Origin of the sequence: Saccharopolyspora elongata (assembly GCF_004348985.1) — a bacterium.
In the GTDB taxonomy this organism is placed as follows: Bacteria; Actinomycetota; Actinomycetes; order Mycobacteriales; family Pseudonocardiaceae; genus Saccharopolyspora; species Saccharopolyspora elongata.
Window position 1 is genome coordinate 1 of the sequence record NZ_SMKW01000010.1, and the last position, 17034, is coordinate 17034.

At 69.8% G+C, this 17034-nt stretch carries 18 protein-coding genes; 9 read left to right on the forward strand and 9 right to left on the reverse strand.

The features are described 5' to 3' along the window. Both E1288_RS10085 and E1288_RS10090 read left to right on the forward strand, forming a co-directional pair. A partial coding sequence (locus E1288_RS10085) for a YncE family protein (RefSeq protein ID WP_132483617.1) occupies positions 1-706 on the forward strand: 706 nt, incomplete at its 5' end. Then, positions 703-921, forward strand: a complete 219-nt coding sequence (locus tag E1288_RS10090) for a DUF5703 family protein (protein WP_093263387.1) — start codon at positions 703-705, stop codon at positions 919-921. The genes E1288_RS10085 and E1288_RS10090, both read left to right, overlap by 4 nt. A gap of 5 nt (positions 922-926) precedes the next feature. Here E1288_RS10090 and E1288_RS10095 read toward each other — a convergent pair whose 3' ends face one another. Beyond that, entirely contained in the window at positions 927-1976 is a 1050-nt protein-coding gene (locus E1288_RS10095) for a lipoate--protein ligase family protein (RefSeq protein WP_132483619.1), read from the reverse strand. A gap of 83 nt (positions 1977-2059) precedes the next feature. Here E1288_RS10095 and E1288_RS10100 point away from each other — a divergent pair, with 83 nt between their 5' ends. Next, positions 2060-3610, forward strand: coding sequence for an N-acyl-D-amino-acid deacylase family protein (locus E1288_RS10100; RefSeq protein WP_132483621.1), 1551 nt, complete (start codon positions 2060-2062; stop codon positions 3608-3610). A gap of 65 nt (positions 3611-3675) precedes the next feature. Here the strand turns inward: E1288_RS10100 and E1288_RS10105 are convergent, their stop codons facing one another. Continuing rightward, positions 3676-4539, reverse strand: a complete 864-nt coding sequence (locus E1288_RS10105; protein ID WP_132483623.1) for an alpha/beta fold hydrolase — start codon at positions 4537-4539, stop codon at positions 3676-3678. A 434-nt stretch (positions 4540-4973) separates the two neighbouring features. On the opposite strand from E1288_RS10105, the gene E1288_RS46835 reads away from it, so the two are divergent. Together E1288_RS46835 and E1288_RS10110 are read left to right on the forward strand one after the other, a co-directional pair. Beyond that, positions 4974-5135, forward strand: a complete 162-nt coding sequence (locus E1288_RS46835) for a hypothetical protein (RefSeq protein WP_165968059.1) — start codon at positions 4974-4976, stop codon at positions 5133-5135. 46 nt (positions 5136-5181) lie between these two features. Beyond that, complete coding sequence (locus E1288_RS10110) at positions 5182-6393, forward strand: threonine synthase (RefSeq protein WP_207954280.1); 1212 nt, start codon at positions 5182-5184, stop codon at positions 6391-6393. A 28-nt stretch (positions 6394-6421) separates the two neighbouring features. Here the strand turns inward: E1288_RS10110 and E1288_RS10115 are convergent, their stop codons facing one another. Continuing rightward, positions 6422-6937, reverse strand: coding sequence for a GNAT family N-acetyltransferase (locus tag E1288_RS10115; protein WP_235883462.1), 516 nt, complete (start codon positions 6935-6937; stop codon positions 6422-6424). Between the two features lie 211 nt (positions 6938-7148). Between E1288_RS10115 and E1288_RS10120 the strand changes: the two genes are divergently transcribed. Further along, positions 7149-8099, forward strand: a complete 951-nt coding sequence (locus tag E1288_RS10120) for a TIGR03621 family F420-dependent LLM class oxidoreductase (protein WP_132483627.1) — start codon at positions 7149-7151, stop codon at positions 8097-8099. Positions 8100-8260: 161 nt separating this feature from the next. Here E1288_RS10120 and E1288_RS10125 read toward each other — a convergent pair whose 3' ends face one another. Then, positions 8261-9004, reverse strand: a complete 744-nt coding sequence (locus E1288_RS10125; RefSeq protein WP_132483629.1) for a TetR family transcriptional regulator — start codon at positions 9002-9004, stop codon at positions 8261-8263. 131 nt (positions 9005-9135) lie between these two features. On the opposite strand from E1288_RS10125, the gene E1288_RS10130 reads away from it, so the two are divergent. Both E1288_RS10130 and E1288_RS10135 read left to right on the forward strand, forming a co-directional pair. Beyond that, positions 9136-10293: an acyl-CoA dehydrogenase gene (locus tag E1288_RS10130; protein WP_132483630.1), complete on the forward strand. Its 1158-nt coding sequence runs from the start codon at positions 9136-9138 to the stop codon at positions 10291-10293. A gap of 143 nt (positions 10294-10436) precedes the next feature. After that, positions 10437-10868, forward strand: coding sequence for a DoxX family protein (locus E1288_RS10135; protein ID WP_132483632.1), 432 nt, complete (start codon positions 10437-10439; stop codon positions 10866-10868). A gap of 3 nt (positions 10869-10871) precedes the next feature. Here E1288_RS10135 and E1288_RS10140 read toward each other — a convergent pair whose 3' ends face one another. Beyond that, entirely contained in the window at positions 10872-11345 is a 474-nt protein-coding gene (locus E1288_RS10140; RefSeq protein ID WP_132483634.1) for a YkvA family protein, read from the reverse strand. A gap of 121 nt (positions 11346-11466) precedes the next feature. Between E1288_RS10140 and murJ the strand changes: the two genes are divergently transcribed. Beyond that, a complete protein-coding gene (gene murJ, locus E1288_RS10145) occupies positions 11467-13092 on the forward strand; it encodes a murein biosynthesis integral membrane protein MurJ (RefSeq protein ID WP_132483636.1) in 1626 nt (541 codons plus the stop codon). A 3-nt stretch (positions 13093-13095) separates the two neighbouring features. Here the strand turns inward: murJ and E1288_RS10150 are convergent, their stop codons facing one another. The 4 genes from E1288_RS10150 to E1288_RS10160 all read right to left on the reverse strand — a co-directional run bounded on the left by E1288_RS10150 (position 13096) and on the right by E1288_RS10160 (position 16609). After that, a complete protein-coding gene (locus tag E1288_RS10150) occupies positions 13096-13821 on the reverse strand; it encodes a type 1 glutamine amidotransferase (RefSeq protein WP_408013206.1) in 726 nt (241 codons plus the stop codon). Further along, positions 13818-15152, reverse strand: a complete 1335-nt coding sequence (locus tag E1288_RS10155) for a Mur ligase family protein (protein WP_132483638.1) — start codon at positions 15150-15152, stop codon at positions 13818-13820. The genes E1288_RS10150 and E1288_RS10155 overlap by 4 nt, the downstream gene beginning before the upstream one ends. Positions 15153-15215: 63 nt before the next feature. Continuing rightward, positions 15216-15392 (reverse strand): hypothetical protein, encoded by a 177-nt coding sequence (locus E1288_RS46840; protein WP_165968060.1) that lies wholly within the window; start codon positions 15390-15392, stop codon positions 15216-15218. Between the two features lie 572 nt (positions 15393-15964). Further along, on the reverse strand, positions 15965-16609 hold the full coding sequence (locus E1288_RS10160) for a LysM peptidoglycan-binding domain-containing protein (protein WP_132483640.1): 645 nt from the start codon (positions 16607-16609) through the stop codon (positions 15965-15967). Positions 16610-17034 lie beyond the last annotated feature (425 nt).

Below are 17034 nucleotides of genomic sequence, written 5' to 3' on the forward strand. Positions count from 1 at the left end.
CCCCAGCGCCCCCGCCGCCCTGCGCACCGAACGCGGCCAACTCACCGCCGCACTCCCCGACACCAACCTCATCAGCCGCATCGCCCTGCGCACCGCCACCGCACAACCCACCCAGGTCCCCGGCGGCCCGGTCGACGCCATCGACCTCGACGGCGACCGAACAGCCGTCATCCTCCGCGACACCGGCACCGTCACCGTCCTCCACAACGGCACCCCCACCGCCACCACCGAAAAATTCCAGGGCCCAGCACAACTGCTGCCCACCCGCGGCGGCATCGCGGTCCTCGACCGCCTCGCCACCGCCATCACCCCCATCGACCCCACAACCGGCAGCAAAGGCGCAGGCCTCCGCGCCGGACAAGGCGCCACCAACGCCATCACCGACCGCTACGGCCGCATCCTCACCATCGACACCCGAGGCCAAGAACTCCTCGCCTTCAGCACCGACCCGCTGATCATGAAACAGCGCTACCCCGTGCCCGGCGCCCCCTACGGCCTCGCCTACGACCCCACCCGCGACCTAGCCTGGATCACGCTGACCGCAACAAACGAACTCGTCGGCTACGACATCGCCGGCGGCGAACCCCAGGAACGCCACCGGCTGCCCACCATCAGCCAACCCAACGCAGTCGCAGTCGACCCAGACACCGGAGACGTCTACATCGCCTCCGCCAACGGCGCCGGCTACCAGGTGGTGAGAGCGTGAACGCAGAAGGAACCGACACCGAAACCGACTGGGAATACCAACCGCTGCGCCTCCCACCAGGCGTCACCCGATGGAGCGCAGCGACCCAACTCAGCATCCACGCCGAATTCTCCGGCTGGGAACTCTCCCGCGTGCTCCTCTACGCCGACGGAACCCGCAAGATCTGGCTACGCCGCCGCCGAACCACCCCCGGCGTACCCGGCCTGCTCACCTGACCCGGTCACGGCACCCGCAGCAACCACTCCCGCGTCGCGAACTTCGACTCCACCAACTCGCGCGCCCGCTGCCGCTCGCCCTCCGACACCGGACCCTCGGACAACCCGAACCGCCAGCGGAACCCCTCGACCAACCGCTCGATGATCACCTCACGAGCCAACCCCGTCTGCCGCCGCAACGGATCAACCCGCTTCTTCGCGCTCGAGATCCCCTTGTCCGACAACTTCTCCTTCCCCACCCGCAACACCTCACCCATCTTGTCCACATCGATGCTGTAGGACATCGTCACGTGGTGCAGCACCGCACCCGACACCAACCGCTTCTGCGCCGCACCACCGATCTTCCCGCCATCCGACGCGATGTCGTTCAACGGCTGGTACCACACGTTCAACCCCAACTCCCGCAACACACCCAGCACCCAGTCGTCCAAGAACGCGTACGACTCCGCGAACGTCATCCCCGCCACCAGCGAACCCGGCGCATAAAGCGAATACGTCACCGTGTTCCCCGGCTCCACGAACATCGCCCCACCACCCGTGATCCGCCGCACCACCTCGACCCCATGCCGCTGCGCACCACCCATGTCCACCTCATTGCGCACCGACTGGAAACTCCCGATGATCACCGCCGGCGCAGCCCACTCCCAAAACCGCAACGTCGGCGCACGCCGCCCCGCCGCCACCTCCTCGGCCAACACCTGGTCCAACGCCATGTGCATCAACGGCGTCTGCGGCCCATCGTGGACCAACCGCCACTCGTGATCAGCCCAATCCGACGCACGCGTCAACGCCCGCCGCACCACGATCCCGACCGCCTCCGCATCGAAACCCACCAACCGCGCGCCGGCAGGCAACCCGCTCCGGATCCGCGCCGCCAACTCCGCCCCATCGGCATCCACCGGCGCCCCCGTCAACGCACCGTTGATGTCCTCCAAAGCCTCATCCGGCTCCAAGAAGAAGTCCCCACTCAACCGCACATCCGCCAGCCGACCGTCCACAACGTCCAGATCGACCACGACCAGCTTCCCACCGGGAACCTTGTACTCACCGTGCACCGCACACCCCTGCCCTAGACACCGACGAACCGGACAACATCACACGACCACCGTTATTCCACCGCACCCGAAAGGCAGCCCGAGTGACCACCGAACTGCTCACCGGCGCGCTCCTCGCCGACGGCACCGGAACACCCCTGCGCCCCGCCGAAATCCTCATCCAGGACGACCGCATCACCGCCGTCGAACACCCCGGCACCCTCCCCACCGGCACACCCCGACGCGACCTCACCGGACTCGTCCTCGCCCCCGGCTTCATCGACGTCCACTCCCACGCCGACAACGCCCCACTGCTCACCACCGACGACACCACCAAGATCCTGCAAGGCGTCACCACCGAAATCGTCGGCAACTGCGGCTTCAGCCTCGCACCGCGCAGCACCCACAACGCCGACACCCTCGCCACCTTCCTGCAACGCCTCTTCCCCCCACTGGACTTCACCTGGACCGGCTTCCACGACCTCTTCGCCGCCACCGACGCCGCCGGCTACGTCACCAACTACTGCCCCCTCATCGGCCACGGCACCCTCCGCATCGCCGCCCTCGGCATGGCGGACACCACCCCCGACGACAACGCCCTCCGCACCATGCGAACCGCCCTCGAAGAAGGCATGACCGCCGGCGCCTTCGGCCTCTCCAGCGGGCTCATCTACCCACCCGCCGTCTTCTCCACCACCCGCGAACTCACCGCCATCGCCGAAGCACTCGGCGGCACCGGCCTCTACGTCACGCACATGCGCGACGAAGGCGACGCCCTGCTGGAATCCATCGCCGAAGCGCTCCACATCGGCGCCACCGCGGGACGCACCCACCTGTCCCACCTCAAAGCCACCAAACCGGACAACTGGGGCAAGATGCGCCCCGCCCTCGACAAGATCGACCAAGCCCGCAACGCCGGCCACGACGTCGTCCACGACGTCTACCCCTACACCGCGTCCTCCACCATGCTCACCGCCGTCCTCCCCACCCCGTACCTCGCCGGCACCGCCGAACAGACCCTCGCCCGCCTCCGCAGCAAGACCGGCCGCGACGACCTCGCCGCCACCATCGGCGAACGCACCGCCTGGGACCGCATCCTCATCGCCACCACCGCCAGCCACCGCCACGAAGGCCGCACCATCGCCGAACTCGCCGCGCACCACGGCACCGAACCTGTCGACGCGCTGATCGAGGTCCTCGTCGACGAGCAACTCCGCGCAGCGATGATCAACTTCTCGATGCACGAGGACGACCTCGAACTCGCCATGACCGACCCGCACACCATGATCGGCTCCGACGGCCTGCCACCCGGCACCGGCGGCAAACCGCACCCGCGGCTGACCGGCACCTTCCCCCGGGTCCTCGGCCGCTACACCCGCGAACGCGGCGTCCTCACCCTCCCCGAAGCCATCCGCCGGATGACCTCGCTGCCCGCCCAGTGCTTCCGCATCCCGGACCGCGGCGTGATCGCCCGCGGCCACATCGCCGACCTGGTCGCCTTCGACGCCGACGCGGTCATCGACATCGGCGACTACCAGGACCCGATGCGCCCACCGGCCGGCATCCCCTGGGTCTGCCAAGCCGGGCGAACCGTCGTCGAGAACGGCGAATACATCGGCCCCCGCACCGGAATCCGCCTGACGCCGAAAGCCTGACCCCAGGCGTCCCCGACGACGGTGCCCCCGCCACCGAACACGGCGACGGGGGCACCCGGAATGCCTCAGACGAGACCGGCCAACAACTCCGCGAACACCGCAGGTCGGCTGAAGTAGCCGACGTGCGAGGCGGCCAGCGCACGCACCTCGAAGGGGTTGTCCGGCGTCAGCTCATCCGCCTTGCGGATCATGTAGTCCTGGACGGCCGGAGTGATGCTGCGATCCTCGGACAGCCGGACGTAGGTGTGCGGGACGCGCCCGAACCCATCCGCCCGGACTAACGCCGCGGGCTCCAGAACCGAGTAGTTCTCATCCGGATCCATGGAATCCAGCAGCAACCGGAACTGGTGATCCGTGCCATCGGCCATGATCGCGGCCTTCAACTCTGCGAACAGCGCCGGATCGGCATGGGCACTGCGCCAGTTCAGCCGAGCCACCCCGGGATCCTGCACACCCGGCACGGTGATCCGCGCCGCCAGCGCGTCCAGCAGGTTGTCATCGACCACATCCCACGGCTCGCCGAGCATGGCCGAATCGCTGAGGCAGAGCGCGGACAGGTAGACCACGCGGTCGAGCAGTTCCGGCACGGCATTCGCGACAGCGCTGATCGTCAGACCGCCGAGGCTGTTGCCGACCAGAACGACCGGACCCCGTTCGGCGAGCCGACGCAACGTGCCCACCACGTGCCGCACGTTGTCTTGCAACGTGACACCGCGCAGCGGCGAGGGAGCAGCGGCCAGCGCCGTGACGTCCTGGGGCTGCCGGTAGTAAGCGGCAGGGTGGTCGGCGCGGTCGCCGTGGCCGGGAAGATCGACGGCATGCGAACGGTGCTCGAGCAGGGCCAGCTCGCTCTGCAACGGACCCCAGGCCCTAGCGTTGCTGGAACCGCCGTGAACGAATACGAATGTGGGGCGCGAATCTGCGCGCATGGTGAAAATCCTCGTCATCCTGAGGCGAACGGTGGACGTGGGACCCGGTGCCGGCAACGGCCGGCACCACGATCAGAACGCCGACCGCGTGCGGATCGCCTGCCAGTTGTGGATGACGGAACACATGACGATCACCGTAGCAGGCCGCGTTGCTCCGGACGCCCGGGCCCGCCAGCGACATAGGACGCCCCGAATCCCCCCGGCCCAGCAAGAGGAAAAACCCTAGCCGTCCATGCGGTTTGGGGTGTGCATGGCAAGCCGGGTCGCATGATCGCAGATTCAATTTCAATCTACACTGATATAATAGAAGTTAATACTGTACACGTACTCCTCCCGACCGGGCGATTTCCGATCAGCGATCGCGGGTCGCCATGCGATCTCCCAACCCGAGAAGCACCATCAGGCAATAACTTCCGCTTCGAGAGGAGCCGGGCATGACGCTCTCCGACCACTTCGCCGCCCCGCAGCAGCGAACCGCCTCCCCCACCCCGGACTTCGGAGAACTTCACGTGCCCGCCCAGGACCGAGTGGAAACCACCCCCGCCGCGGATCACGACGACCACGACGAGAGCCACCTGATCCGCGGCTACGACTGACCGGAAGCCGCCCTCCCCGCCTCACCGGCGGCTACGCTCTGGAAGCGTGACAACCGATCTCTCGCTGGCCATCGGCCAGCGCTCGATGGGCAACCCGGACATCGCCTACCCGCTGTGGCCGCCGCTGACCGCCGGCTGCCCCACCACGAGCACCGACGAGATCGCCTACCCGGTCGAGGTCGACTACGACTACGACCGGGTCCCGCCAGGTCTGTTCGAGCACGCGACCGGCACCGGCCTGGACCGCTGGGCGCCGCTGCTGCCACCCCTGACCGCCCCGGGACTGGCCGAAGGCGGCACGCCGCTGGTGGAGATCGCCGACGGCGCATTCGTCAAGGACGAAGCGCGAAACCCGACCTGGAGCCACAAGGACCGGCTGAACCGCTGCACGGTGAGCGCCGCCCTGGGCGCGGGCGCAGACGGGATCGTCGTCGCATCGTCCGGCAACCACGGCGCATCCGCCGCCGCGTACGCCACCCGCGCCGGGCTGAAGTGCGTCGTGCTCACCTCGGCCGAAACCCCGCCGGCGGTCACGTCGTTCCTGCGGGCCTACGGCGCGGTCGTGCTGACCGTGCCCCCGGAAGCGCGTTGGCCGCTGCTGCGCCGGATCGTGGCCGAAACGGGCTTCCACCCGGTCAGCAACATCACGACGACGCACACCGGACACGCCTTCGGCCCCGAGGGGTACAAGACCATCGCGTACGAGATCTTCACCGAACTCGGCGTTCCGGCGGCGGTGTTCGCGCCCACCGGGTACGGCGAGCTGCTCTTCGGCGTGTGGAAGGGATTCGCCGAGCTGGCACGTCTCGGCGTGGCGATGACGACGCCCCGGATGTTCGCCTGCGAGCCCGCCGCGGGCGGCCCGCTGGCCCGCTCCCTCGCCGAAGGACGCCCGGCGGCGGAAGTCGAGGTCGCCCAGACCGCCGCCTACGCGATCAACTCCAAGGTCAGCGGCTACCGACCGGTGGCGGCGATCCGGGCGAGCGGCGGGCGCGCGTTGCTGGTGGACGACGCCGAAATGACGCGGGCGCAACACGATCTGGCCCGCGCGGGCCTGTGGTACGAGATCTCCGCGACCGCCGGACTCGCCGGCTTCCGCCAGGCGCGCGAGCAGGAGGAGTTCGACGGCCCAGTGGTGTGCATCGCCACCTCCAGCGGGTTCAAGGACATCGGCGTCGGGACGCAACGGCCCGAACCGGTCGACCCGCGCTGGGACGTGGTGCGCCGGCATCTGCAGTCCTCCGGCATCGCATGCTGAACCGCGCATCCACAGTGGACCGCCCCGGTCAGCGGCGGAACTCGTAGATCGCGCTGACACCCGCGTCCGAGGGATCATCGGACTCCAGATCTCGCTCCTCGACCAGCTCGAACCCCGCCCGTTCCAGCGCCCGGCGGGACGCCTGGTTGTCCGCCTGCGGCACCGCGACGATCGACTCGACGTCGTCGTAGAGGCCGAACACCAGCTCGGTGAACGCCGCGATCGCCGACGGGCCGATCCCGAGCCCGCACCGGCCGGGCATCCCGATCAGGTAATCGACGCCGGCCGCCGCCGGAATCCCCACCAGCGCGTCCCACTCCGGTTCGTCCGCCATCCGGTAGCACTGGACCATCCCGACCCGCTCCCCGGCCACGTTGATCACGAAGCAGCGCGCCGGGTCCACCCCGTCCACGGACGGGCCGTACTCCTGCTCCACCAGGTCCGCGGTCGGCTCCGCACCGCGCCACCACTCCCGCACGTGCGGGGCCGACAGCCAGCTCTGCAGCAACCCGAAATCCTGCCGTGACAACGGATCGAAACGCACCGACCCGACCATTCCCACTCCCCGATTCACGAAAACCATTGCGGAGCAAGGCTAGAGACGTCCGCTCCGGCTTCCTAGCGGTTTTTCCGGCAGGTGTCGGTATAGTGCTTAATTTCATTCAGTACTGAAACGATAGATTTTAATGATATAGAACGTTCGCCGAGTGCTGAACTCCTGGTGGTCGTCCGGGGCATGCCGCAGCATGACCCCCATGACCGACTTCCGCTTCTCCTACAACATCTTCGGCCTGGAAGAGCCCACGGCCTTCGCCGAGACCTGCCGCCGCGCTGAGCATTACGGCTACGACGCGGTGTTCGCCGCCGACCACCTCGGCATCGCGTCCCCCTTCCCCACCCTCGTCGCCGCCGCGCAGGCCACCGAGCGGCTCCGGGTCGGCACCCTCGTGCTCAACGCACCGTTCTGGAACCCGGCGTTGCTGGCCCGCGAGATCGCCACCACGGACGTCCTCACCGGCGGACGCCTCGAAGTCGGCCTCGGCGCCGGCCACATGAAGTGGGAGTTCGACGAGGCGAGCATCGAGTGGGAACCATTCGGCAGCCGCGCCGAACGACTGCGGGCGACCGTCGACGAGCTCGGCCGCCTGTTCGCCGCGGACGGCTACGAGCAGCAGGCGGCCATGCGCGAGAACTTCGGCATCCCGGTCCTGCGCCCCGTGCAGCGCTCCGGCTTCGGCGGCAACGGGCCACCGCTGATCGTCGGCGGGACCGGCGACCGGATCCTGCAGATCGCCGCCGAATCCGCGGACGTCATCGGCATCGCCGGGGCTTTCCAGGTCAAGGGGCAACCGCCGGGAACGCTGCGCATCGGCACGGCGGCCGAAGCCGACGAACGGGTCCGCTACGCCCGCGAACGCGCCGGAGATCGCGCCGATCGCGTGCAGTGGCACGCCTTGACGCAGGTGGTCGTGATCACCGATGACCGAGCGGCCGCCGCCGAGGAGCTCCTGGAGCGGTACGGCTCGATGATGACGGCCGACGAGCTCTTGGAGACGCCGTTCGCCTTCATCGGCAGCGTCGAGCAGATCGCCGACCAAGTACTGCGCAACCGCGAGCGCTACGGCTTCACCTACTACACCGTGCACGGCCCGTACATGGATGCCTTCGCACCGGTCATCGAGCGGGTCCGCGCGATTACCGGCTGAGCCCCACGCGCGGCGAACTCCACCCCCGGCTGCTTCCCTCGCCGCTGTGCCGTCGCGCGGTTCGAAGCATGATTTCACTCAACACTGAACAAATAGATCTAATCGATATTCTGATCGGCACACCTGCCGCCTTCGATCTGACACTGAGTGCCGAACTCCCGCTAGCGAATGTCCCGCAGCGCCTCTTCGAGGTGCTTGAGGACGACACCCGCAGGCGCCGCGGTCCGCACCACGCCCACCACGACGTTCTCCCCCGCCACGACGGCGGAATCGTCGCGACCCCACTGCCCCGACATCGCGACCGTCACCTGCTGCAGCGCTTCGCGCAGCAGCGTCTTCGCGTCCAGCGCTCCCCCGCTCTTCAGCCATTGGCGGAGCACGTGGTTGTGCGCGGCGACCACCGCCGAGGCCACCACCGCGGCGCGCAGATCGCCGCCCGGCTCGTCCGCGTAGCGGCCGCGCAGGTAGCGGGCGAACACCCGCTGGTAGCGATCGATGCTGGCGATCTCCTTGTCCCGCAACGCGGAAACCTCTCGGGTCAGCTCGAACCGCTTCAGCGACACCTCCGGCTCCGCCAGGTACATCTCCAGCACCACCCCGGCGGTCCGCCCGAGCACCGCGAGCGGATCGGCCGCCGGCTCGGCGGCCGCCAGCAGCTCGACCACCTCCGCCAGCCGCTCGTCGTGGCCGGGGAAGACGACGTCCTCCTTGGACCGGAAGTACCGGAAGAAGGTGCGCCGGCCGACGCCCGCCGCTTCGGCGATCTGGTCCACAGTGGTCGCTTCGAAACCCTGCTCGCCGAACAGCTCCATCGCGGCCAGCGCCAGGGAGCTGCGCACCCGCCGGCGGCCGTGCGGAGTGCGGCCGGAACGGGTTCTGGGCGCCGGAGTCGCTGCCTCGGACATGGCCGGAATATAGCACCGCCCGCGATTGCTAGTGGCACTCAGTGCCGTTACGATGGTGGCAGGAACAGGGTCCGCCGGCGCGGACCACGAGGACTACCCGGCCGGGGAGCCGGGGAACTAGGAGGCATCCGGTGGACCCGAGCTTCGGCACCTACCAGCTGGCCGAGGAGCACGAAGCACTGCACGAGGCGGTGCGTGCCCTGGCCGAGAAGGAGATCGCGCCGTACGCGGCCGAGGTGGACGAGCAGGAGCGGTACCCGCGCGAGGCCCGCGACGCGCTGGTCAAGGCGGGCTTCGCCGCCGTGCACGTACCGGAGGCCTACGACGGGCAGGGCGCCGACTCGGTCGCCACCTGCATCGTGATCGAGGAGGTCGCCCGGGTCTGCGCCTCGTCGTCGCTGATCCCGGCGGTGAACAAGCTCGGCACCATGCCGATCCTGCTCTCCGGCTCCGAGGAGCTCAAGAAGAAGGTGATGCCCTCGATCGCCAACGGCGAGGCGACCGCGTCCTACGCGCTGTCCGAGCGCGAGGCCGGTTCGGACGCCGCGTCGATGAAGACCCGCGCGCGCCTCGACGGCGACCACTGGGTGCTCAACGGCAGCAAGTGCTGGATCACCAACGGCGGCGAGTCCAAGTGGTACACCGTGATGGCGGTGACCGACCCAGACAAGGGCGCCAACGGCATCAGCGCGTTCGTCGTGCACGCCGACGACCCCGGATTCGTGGTGGGCCCCAAGGAGAAGAAGCTCGGCATCAAGGGCTCGCCGACCGTGGAGCTGTACTTCGAGGACTGCACGATCCCGGCCGACCGGATCATCGGCGAGCCCGGCACCGGCTTCAAGACCGCGCTGCGCACGCTGGACCACACCCGGCCCACGATCGGCGCCCAGGCCGTCGGCATCGCGCAGGGCGCGCTGGACCAGGCGCTGGCCTACGTCAAGGAGCGCAAGCAGTTCGGCAAGGCCATCTCCGACTTCCAGGGCGTCCAGTTCATGCTGGCCGACATGGCGATGAAGGTCGAGGCCGCGCGCCACATGGTCTACATCGCCGCGGCCCGCGCCGAGCGCGGCGAGGCGAACCTCGGCTTCATCTCCGCCGCCGCGAAGTGCTTCGCCTCCGACGTCGCCATGGAGGTCACCACCGACGCGGTGCAGCTCTTCGGCGGCGCCGGCTACACCCGGGACTTCCCGGTGGAGCGGATGATGCGCGACGCCAAGATCACCCAGATCTACGAGGGCACCAACCAGATCCAGCGCATGGTGATGGCCCGCTCCCTGCTCAAGGGCTGAGCCACCGGGTTGGGGGCCGCGGGCCGGCCCCCAACCCTCCTGCCCGGCGAGAACTCCGCCGAGATGACTGCGACGCGGCCACCCACCAGACTTGAGGTGTGGCCGCGCCGCCAGCGGGGTCGACGCAGGACAGGAGGCACGTCATGCACGTCGTTCGTGATTTCTTCGCCTTCATCGGCCGGTTGGGCATCGGGATCATCCTGATCGCGCACGGATGGCAGAAGATCGTCGACTACGGGCTGGGCGCGGTCGCGCAGAGCTTCGCCGGCATGCAGATCCCGTTCCCGCAGGTATCGGCCTGGTACGCGGCCCTGGTCGAACTGATCGGCGGCGTGTTCCTGATCCTCGGGCTGCTGCTGCCGCTGGTCGGCGTCCTGGTCGCCATCGACATGGCCGGCGCGGTGCTGCTCGTGCACCTGCCCCACGGCCTGTTCTCCCCCATGGGCTTCGAACTGCCGCTGGCCATCGGCGTCGCCGCGCTCGCACTGGGCTTCAACGGCGGCAACTGGTCGATCGACCACGGCCTCTTCCGCCGCCGCCGCACCCCCACCGAACCCGCGCCGACGACGACCTGAGGACTACTCGGCGTCCGTACCGGACCGCTGCTCCCGGGCGGCGAGGAAGTTGCCCGCTTCGGCGTACAGGCTGGTCAGCAGCCAGGTGCCGACGCCGATGTCGTCGCCGATGCCCAGCAGTGGCAGGAAGTCCGGGATGAAGTCGATCGGCGAGACCACGTACACCGCGGCCAGCAGCCAGAGCGCGAGCTGGTAGCGCGGCAGCACCGGATTCCGGCCCCGCGCGGTGGAGGCGAGCATCGACGGGACCGCGCGGGCCCGCCGCAGCGGGCTGCCCACCGGCGCCACCCGGTGCGCGCGGACCGCCGCCCGCAGTGGAAGCCGGCGGCGAGCCGCCGCGACCGTTCCGGCGATGAGCATCCCGAGGCCCGCGGCGATCAGGCCCACCGGCAGCAACCAGCCGCCCGCCATGTCGCCGCCGCTGGCGATCGCCACGACCACCCCGGCCACCAGCAACAGCCCTCCGATCAGGATCATCGCAGCGCCTCCCCCGTCCACGTCGGTGTGATCAGGTTGCCATGGGACGAGCGGTCGCGAGGCGGCGGCCGGGTTTTCATGGCACGGTCGGCGCAGGTGGGACCGAGAACTGGGGAGCGTCGTGGTCGAGCAGGCCGATTCCAGCGTGCGCGGGAGTTCGCTGGCCCGGGCCAGTGCGGCGATGGCGGTGGCGACCACCGTCAGCCGGGTCAGCGGCCTGCTGGCGAAGGTTCTGCTGGTGGCGGTCCTCGGTCTCGGCATGGTCAACGACTCCTACACGGTCGCGAACACCCTTCCGACCGTGGTCAACGAGCTGCTGCTCGGCGGGGTGCTCACGAGCATCGCGGTGCCGCTGCTGGTGCGGGCGCAGCAGGAGGGCGCCCGGCAGGGCGAGGCTTACGCGCAGTGGATGATCACCATGGGTGGGGTGCTGCTGATCGTGGCCACCACCGCCGCGGTGGCCGCCGCACCGCTGCTCACCGAGCTCTACCTCGGCCCCGACACCCGGGCCAACGCCGCGCTGACCACGGCGTTCGCCTACCTGCTGCTGCCCGGCATCGTCTGCTACGGGATGTCCGCGCTGCTGCAGGCGATCCTCAACGTGCGCGGCGTGTTCGGCACCCCGGCCTGGGCCCCGGTGCTCAACAACGTCGTCGTGATCACCACAGTCGTGGTGTACGCACTGGTGCCCGGCGAGATCTCGGCGCACCCGGTGCGCATGGGCGAGCCGAAGCTGCTGATCCTGGGCATCGGCACCGCGCTGGGCATCGCCGCCCAGGCGGCGATCATGGCCCTTTCGCTGCGCCGCAGCGGTTTCCGCTTCCGCTGGCGGTGGGGCTGGGACCGCAGGCTGTCCGAGTTCGGCGGGCTCGCCGGTTGGGTCGTGCTCTACACGCTGATCAGCCAGGCCGGCATGGTGGTGATCACCCGCGTCACCGGACAGGGCACCACCGGCAGCGTCGCGACCTTCAACTACGCCTGGCTGCTGTCGCAGGTCCCCTACGGCGTGCTCGGCGTCTCGCTGCTCACCGCGCTGATGCCCCGGATCAGCCGCGCCGCCGCGGCCGAGGACACCGCGGAGTTCGTCGCCGACGTGTCGTTGGGCAGCCGACTGAGCGCCGTGCTGCTGATGCCGATCAGCGCGCTGCTGGCGGTCGCCGGCGGCGCGATCGGCGTGGCGTTCTTCTCGCTGGGCGCCAGCGATGTCGCGGCGGCGGACCGGCTCGGCTGGGCGCTGGCGGCCGCCGCGCTGGGCGTGGTCCCGTTCGCGATCACGATGCTGCAGCTGCGCGCGTTCTACGCGATGAAGGACGCGCGCACGCCCACCTGGATCAACGTGATCATGGTGCTGGTCCGCAGCGTGCTGTGCTACGTCGCGCTCGCCGTGCTGGACCCGCGCGATCTCGTCGTCGGCGTCACCGGCGCGATGTCGGTGAGCTTCGTGATCGGCGCGGTCGCCGGCCAGATCTGGTTGCACCGCAGGGTCGGCCCGGTCCAGACCCGCCGGACCCTCGCCGGGCTCGGGCGCGCGATCGCCGCCGCCCTGCTCGGTTGCGCCTGCGGGCTCGCCGCCCTCGCCGGACTGCGCAGCGCGTTTGGCCCGTTCGGGCCGGTCGCCGACGCCTGGTTCTCGCTGGTGGTGCACACGGTGGTGGTGCTGGCGGTCAGCTTCGGCACGCTGGCGCTCTTCCGCGCCCCGGAGCTGCGACCCGCGGTCGACCGGCTGGGCCGGGTCTTCCGCCGCTGACGGTCACTTGCGGTTGCGGACGTGCGGCCGGGTTCGTTCGGCGCGAAGCGCGCGCAGCTCCGGAGGATCGGGCAGCGGCTCCAGTGGTTCGCCGATCGCCCATTCCAGCAGCAGATCGGCCAGCTTCGGATTGCGCGCCAGCACCGGTCCGTGCAGGTAGGTGCACACGACGTGCCCGCGGATCGCGCCTTCGGCATCGTCGTGACCGTTGCCGATGCCGCGCGTCACCCGCCCCAGCGGCTGCGAGCCGGGGCCGACCCGGGTGCGGCCGAGGTGGTTCTCGAACCCGGTGAGCATCCCGACGCCGCCCAGGGTGGACTGCGTGGTCACCTCGCCGATCGCGCGCCCGCTGCCCGGCTCGGTGGCCGCGTCGACCACGCCCAGACCGGCGTGCCGCACGCCGTCGCCGGTGACGAAGCTCGTCCCGAGCACCTGCAGGCCGCCGCAGATGCCCAGCACCGGGGAGCCGCGATCCACCGCGCGCCGCAGCCCGGGACCGCGGTGCAGGAACCGGACCGCGGCCACCTGCGCGACGTCCTCCCCGCCGCCGATCAGGTACAGGTCGCAGGACTCCGGCACCGAGGCGGAATCGGAGAGCACCGTCACCGTCTCGCTGTCGATGTTGCGCCACTTCAGCCGCTGCGCCAGCACCAGCACGTTGCCCCGGTCGCCGTACGTGCCCAGCAGGTCGGGCAGCACCAGCGCGAGCCGGACGCGGTCGCGCATCATCGCCGACTCCTGGTCACGAGGTCGCGGAAGGCGGTGTAGTTGGCTATCACGTCCGGCACGCCGGTTGCCGACCCGGCCAGCGCCTCGTCCACATCGGACGACACGGCGCAGGGCACCTCGGCGTAGCGCAGCCGCACCGCCAGATCCAGCGCCCGGTCCCCCGCCACCCGGACCGGCCGGTCGCGCAGCACCTCGAAATCCACGTCCCACAGCCAGGAAACGTCGTAGCCGTCGGCCTCCCTGCTGTTGACCACCAGTACCAGCGGTTCGTCGCCACCGTCGACGAGGTCGAGCATCTCCAGCCAGCTGGCCGGATTCTTCGCCAGCAGCAGCCGGGCGTCGCGCCCGGCGAGCCGGACCGTCTGGTATCGGCCGGCGGCCTCCGAGATCCGCCCGATCCGTGCCAGCGACGCGTCCTCGTCGCAGCCCAGGTGCAGCGCCGCGGCCAGCGCGAACGTCGCGTTGACCCGGTTGACGTGGCCCGGCAGCGACAGCGCGAGCTCGTGGTGGGAGCCGTCGGCGGACACCGCGCCGGTTCCGGTGACCGTCCAGTCCGCGGCGGGACGCGCCAAGCCGCAGGCGCAGCGCCAGTCCCGGTCGGTGTCGCCGATGAACGCGCCGCAGTTCGGGCAGTTCAGCGCGTCGTCCTTCCAGCGCACGCCACCGGAGATCCAGGTGACCGCCGGATGATCGGCGGCGGCGAAGACGATGTTCGGGTCGTCCCGGTTCGCGATCACCTGCGCGCCCGGCGCCTGCGCCAGGGCGCGCCGCAGGCTCGCGGCGACGGTGCGGATCTCGCCGACCCGATCCAGCTGGTCCCGGCTGAGGTTGAGCAGCAGGATCACGGCCGGCTCGAACTGCTCGGTCACCTGCGCCAGGTGCAGCTCGTCGACCTCCAGCGCGGCGAACGGGGCGTCCGGCCTGGTCATCAGCGCGGCGACGTGTCCGTCGAGCATGTTCGCGCCGGTTCCGTTGCTGACGGCGGGAGCCTGCGAGCGCAACGCCTCGGCCACCATCTGCGTGGTCGTCGTCTTGCCGTTCGTCCCGGTGACCATCACGACACGCCGCCCGGTTGCCAACGTGCGCAGGGCTCTCGGTTGTACGCTCAGCGCGAGTCGGCCACCGATCATCCCGCCGCTGCCCATGCCGAGCCGCCGCGACATCGACGCCGCCAGCCGCCCCAGATCGACGGCGATGGCGGTGCGCAGGTCCTGGCGCTGCGCCCTGCGCATCGGCGGTGCCGGGACGACCCGCCAGCTCTGATCGGCCGGCCGGTCTGCGGTCGGGGCGCGCTCCGCCGCCTCCCTCGAGTCCCGCGTGGTGTCGGTCATGCGTCCCTCCCCCCTCGGCGCCCGCACACGCGCGACACGCCTAGGTCAGCTCCGGACGACGCGTCACCACCAATGGGCCGCACTCGGGCGCGCCGTCCGTCGCTTCTTCGCCAGTGTGGCGCGCGTTCGGCGAAACAGCGCGACGATCAGCAGCAGGGCGCCGACGACGATCGTCGTCGGGCCGACCCAGCCGCCCAGGGCGGTCACCTCCACCAGCGCGGCGTAATGACCTGCGTCCATCTTGCTCTCCCCCTTTCCCGCGGCACGTGCCCTTTCCCGCACCGAGCGCGGCCGGGCTTGATCACGAGAATGATCGGGGCAACGGGCGATGCGACCGGCCCCAACATGCCGACGAATCACCCTGCCGGGCAGCATTCACCCCGGGTGGTGATCGGAAGACACGGAACGTGCAAGGCGAGCGACGGGGCGCGCGTTCGAACCGCACGCCGAATTCGCCTCGGACATCCGGAATTTGAGGTGCCCGCGACGATCGGACGATGTGGACACTTCGCCCGATCGGGTTTGAAAGCTCGACACGTTCGGCGATCAACGGAACGGTCATTAGGCTCGGGAAGCACTCCGACGGTCCCGCTCGAAGGGAGCCCGCCGTGACCGAAGCCCTGGTGCTGATCCTGATGTCCGGCCTCGCCCTGGGTGGCGTCAGCTGGACCGCGTGGGACATCCGCAGCGACCTGCGCCGCCGCAAGCTGAAATGAGCCCGTTCCCCGCGCCTCGACGGAAATGCAAGGGACCCCGCCGGAGAGAGGCAGGCGGGGTCCCTTGCGGTCGCCCGGTCACGCGGACCGGACGGGTCACTTCACGGTCAGCTGCTGACCCGGGAAGATCAGGTTGGCGTCGCTGACGACGCCGTGGTTCTTCTCGAAGATCGACTGCCAGCTGACGTCGAACTCGGCACCGATCGAGCTCAGCGTGTCGCCGGCCTGCACGGTGTAGGCGCCCTCGACCTGGACGGTCTTCTTGACCTCGGTCTTCTTGGTCTCGGTCTTGACCTTGGGCTTGGTCTCCGTCTTCGGAGTGGTCTTCTTCGTGGCGGTCGAAGAGACGCTCTGGTTCTGCAGGCCGCCACCGGCCGTCAGACCCGCCTTCTTCGAGCACACCGGCCAGGCGCCCGGGCCCTGCTTCTGCAGCACGCGCTCGGCGACCGCGATCTGCTGCTCGCGGCTGGCCTGCGAGGCGTTCGAGGCGTAGCTGGTGCCACCGTAGGCGGCCCAGGTGGACTGGTTGAACTGCAGGCCGCCGTAGTAGCCGTTGCCGGTGTTGATCGACCAGTTGCCACCGCTCTCGCACTTCGCGACGGCGTCCCAGGTGGACTGCGACGCGGCGTTGGCCGGCAGGGCCAGGGCGAACGGGGCGGCGACGACCGCGCCGGCGAGGGCGACCCGCGCGACGTTGCGGCCGGTGGTGGACTTGCGGTGCTTGCCTCGGGAGCTAGCCATGTTCTTCGTCTCCAGCGACGCCTGCGCTGACTCCGGGGGCGGCGATCGGCCCGGCCGAGACTGCTCGGCCGGACGCCGGGTTCGCCGTCGTCGTCAGGCCCCTGCCCTGGTGCACGTGTCGGGGGTCGGAAGGCCCGCTGGGCAGGGTTCGGCGAAGCGGACTTCCGGTCTTGCTCGTCGGCTCGGGGGCGCCGACGAGGGGCCACGCTACGTAGCGGGAAACCGAGGACCAAACCATCGGCGAGTGGCCATCGTCATAGAAACGTCGGCAAGATCGCCGCGATTGCGGGGTTTTTCCAGCTCACTTCTTGATCGACGATGAGCTCTCCCCCGGAAATCCAATCACCCACGGTGAGACATGAGCCACGACTCACCCTATTGAGTGTTCACGGAACGTCCCCGAACGCATTCGATCAGTTCACATG

Bases quoted from the DNA above. Each gene is read 5' to 3' on its own strand.
- E1288_RS10150 (WP_408013206.1), bottom strand. From the start codon at position 13,821: ATGATGCGCGACCGCGTCCGGCTCGCGCTGGTGCTGCCCGACCTGCTG.
- E1288_RS10120 (WP_132483627.1), top strand. From the start codon at position 7,149: ATGACCGACTTCCGCTTCTCCTACAACATCTTCGGCCTGGAAGAGCCC.
- E1288_RS46835 (WP_165968059.1), top strand. From the start codon at position 4,974: ATGACGCTCTCCGACCACTTCGCCGCCCCGCAGCAGCGAACCGCCTCC.
- E1288_RS10160 (WP_132483640.1), bottom strand. From the start codon at position 16,609: ATGGCTAGCTCCCGAGGCAAGCACCGCAAGTCCACCACCGGCCGCAAC.
- E1288_RS10135 (WP_132483632.1), top strand. From the start codon at position 10,437: ATGCACGTCGTTCGTGATTTCTTCGCCTTCATCGGCCGGTTGGGCATC.
- E1288_RS10155 (WP_132483638.1), bottom strand. From the start codon at position 15,152: ATGACCGACACCACGCGGGACTCGAGGGAGGCGGCGGAGCGCGCCCCG.
- E1288_RS10140 (WP_132483634.1), bottom strand. From the start codon at position 11,345: ATGATCCTGATCGGAGGGCTGTTGCTGGTGGCCGGGGTGGTCGTGGCG.
- E1288_RS46840 (WP_165968060.1), bottom strand. From the start codon at position 15,392: ATGGACGCAGGTCATTACGCCGCGCTGGTGGAGGTGACCGCCCTGGGC.
- E1288_RS10105 (WP_132483623.1), bottom strand. From the start codon at position 4,539: ATGCGCGCAGATTCGCGCCCCACATTCGTATTCGTTCACGGCGGTTCC.
- E1288_RS10125 (WP_132483629.1), bottom strand. From the start codon at position 9,004: ATGTCCGAGGCAGCGACTCCGGCGCCCAGAACCCGTTCCGGCCGCACT.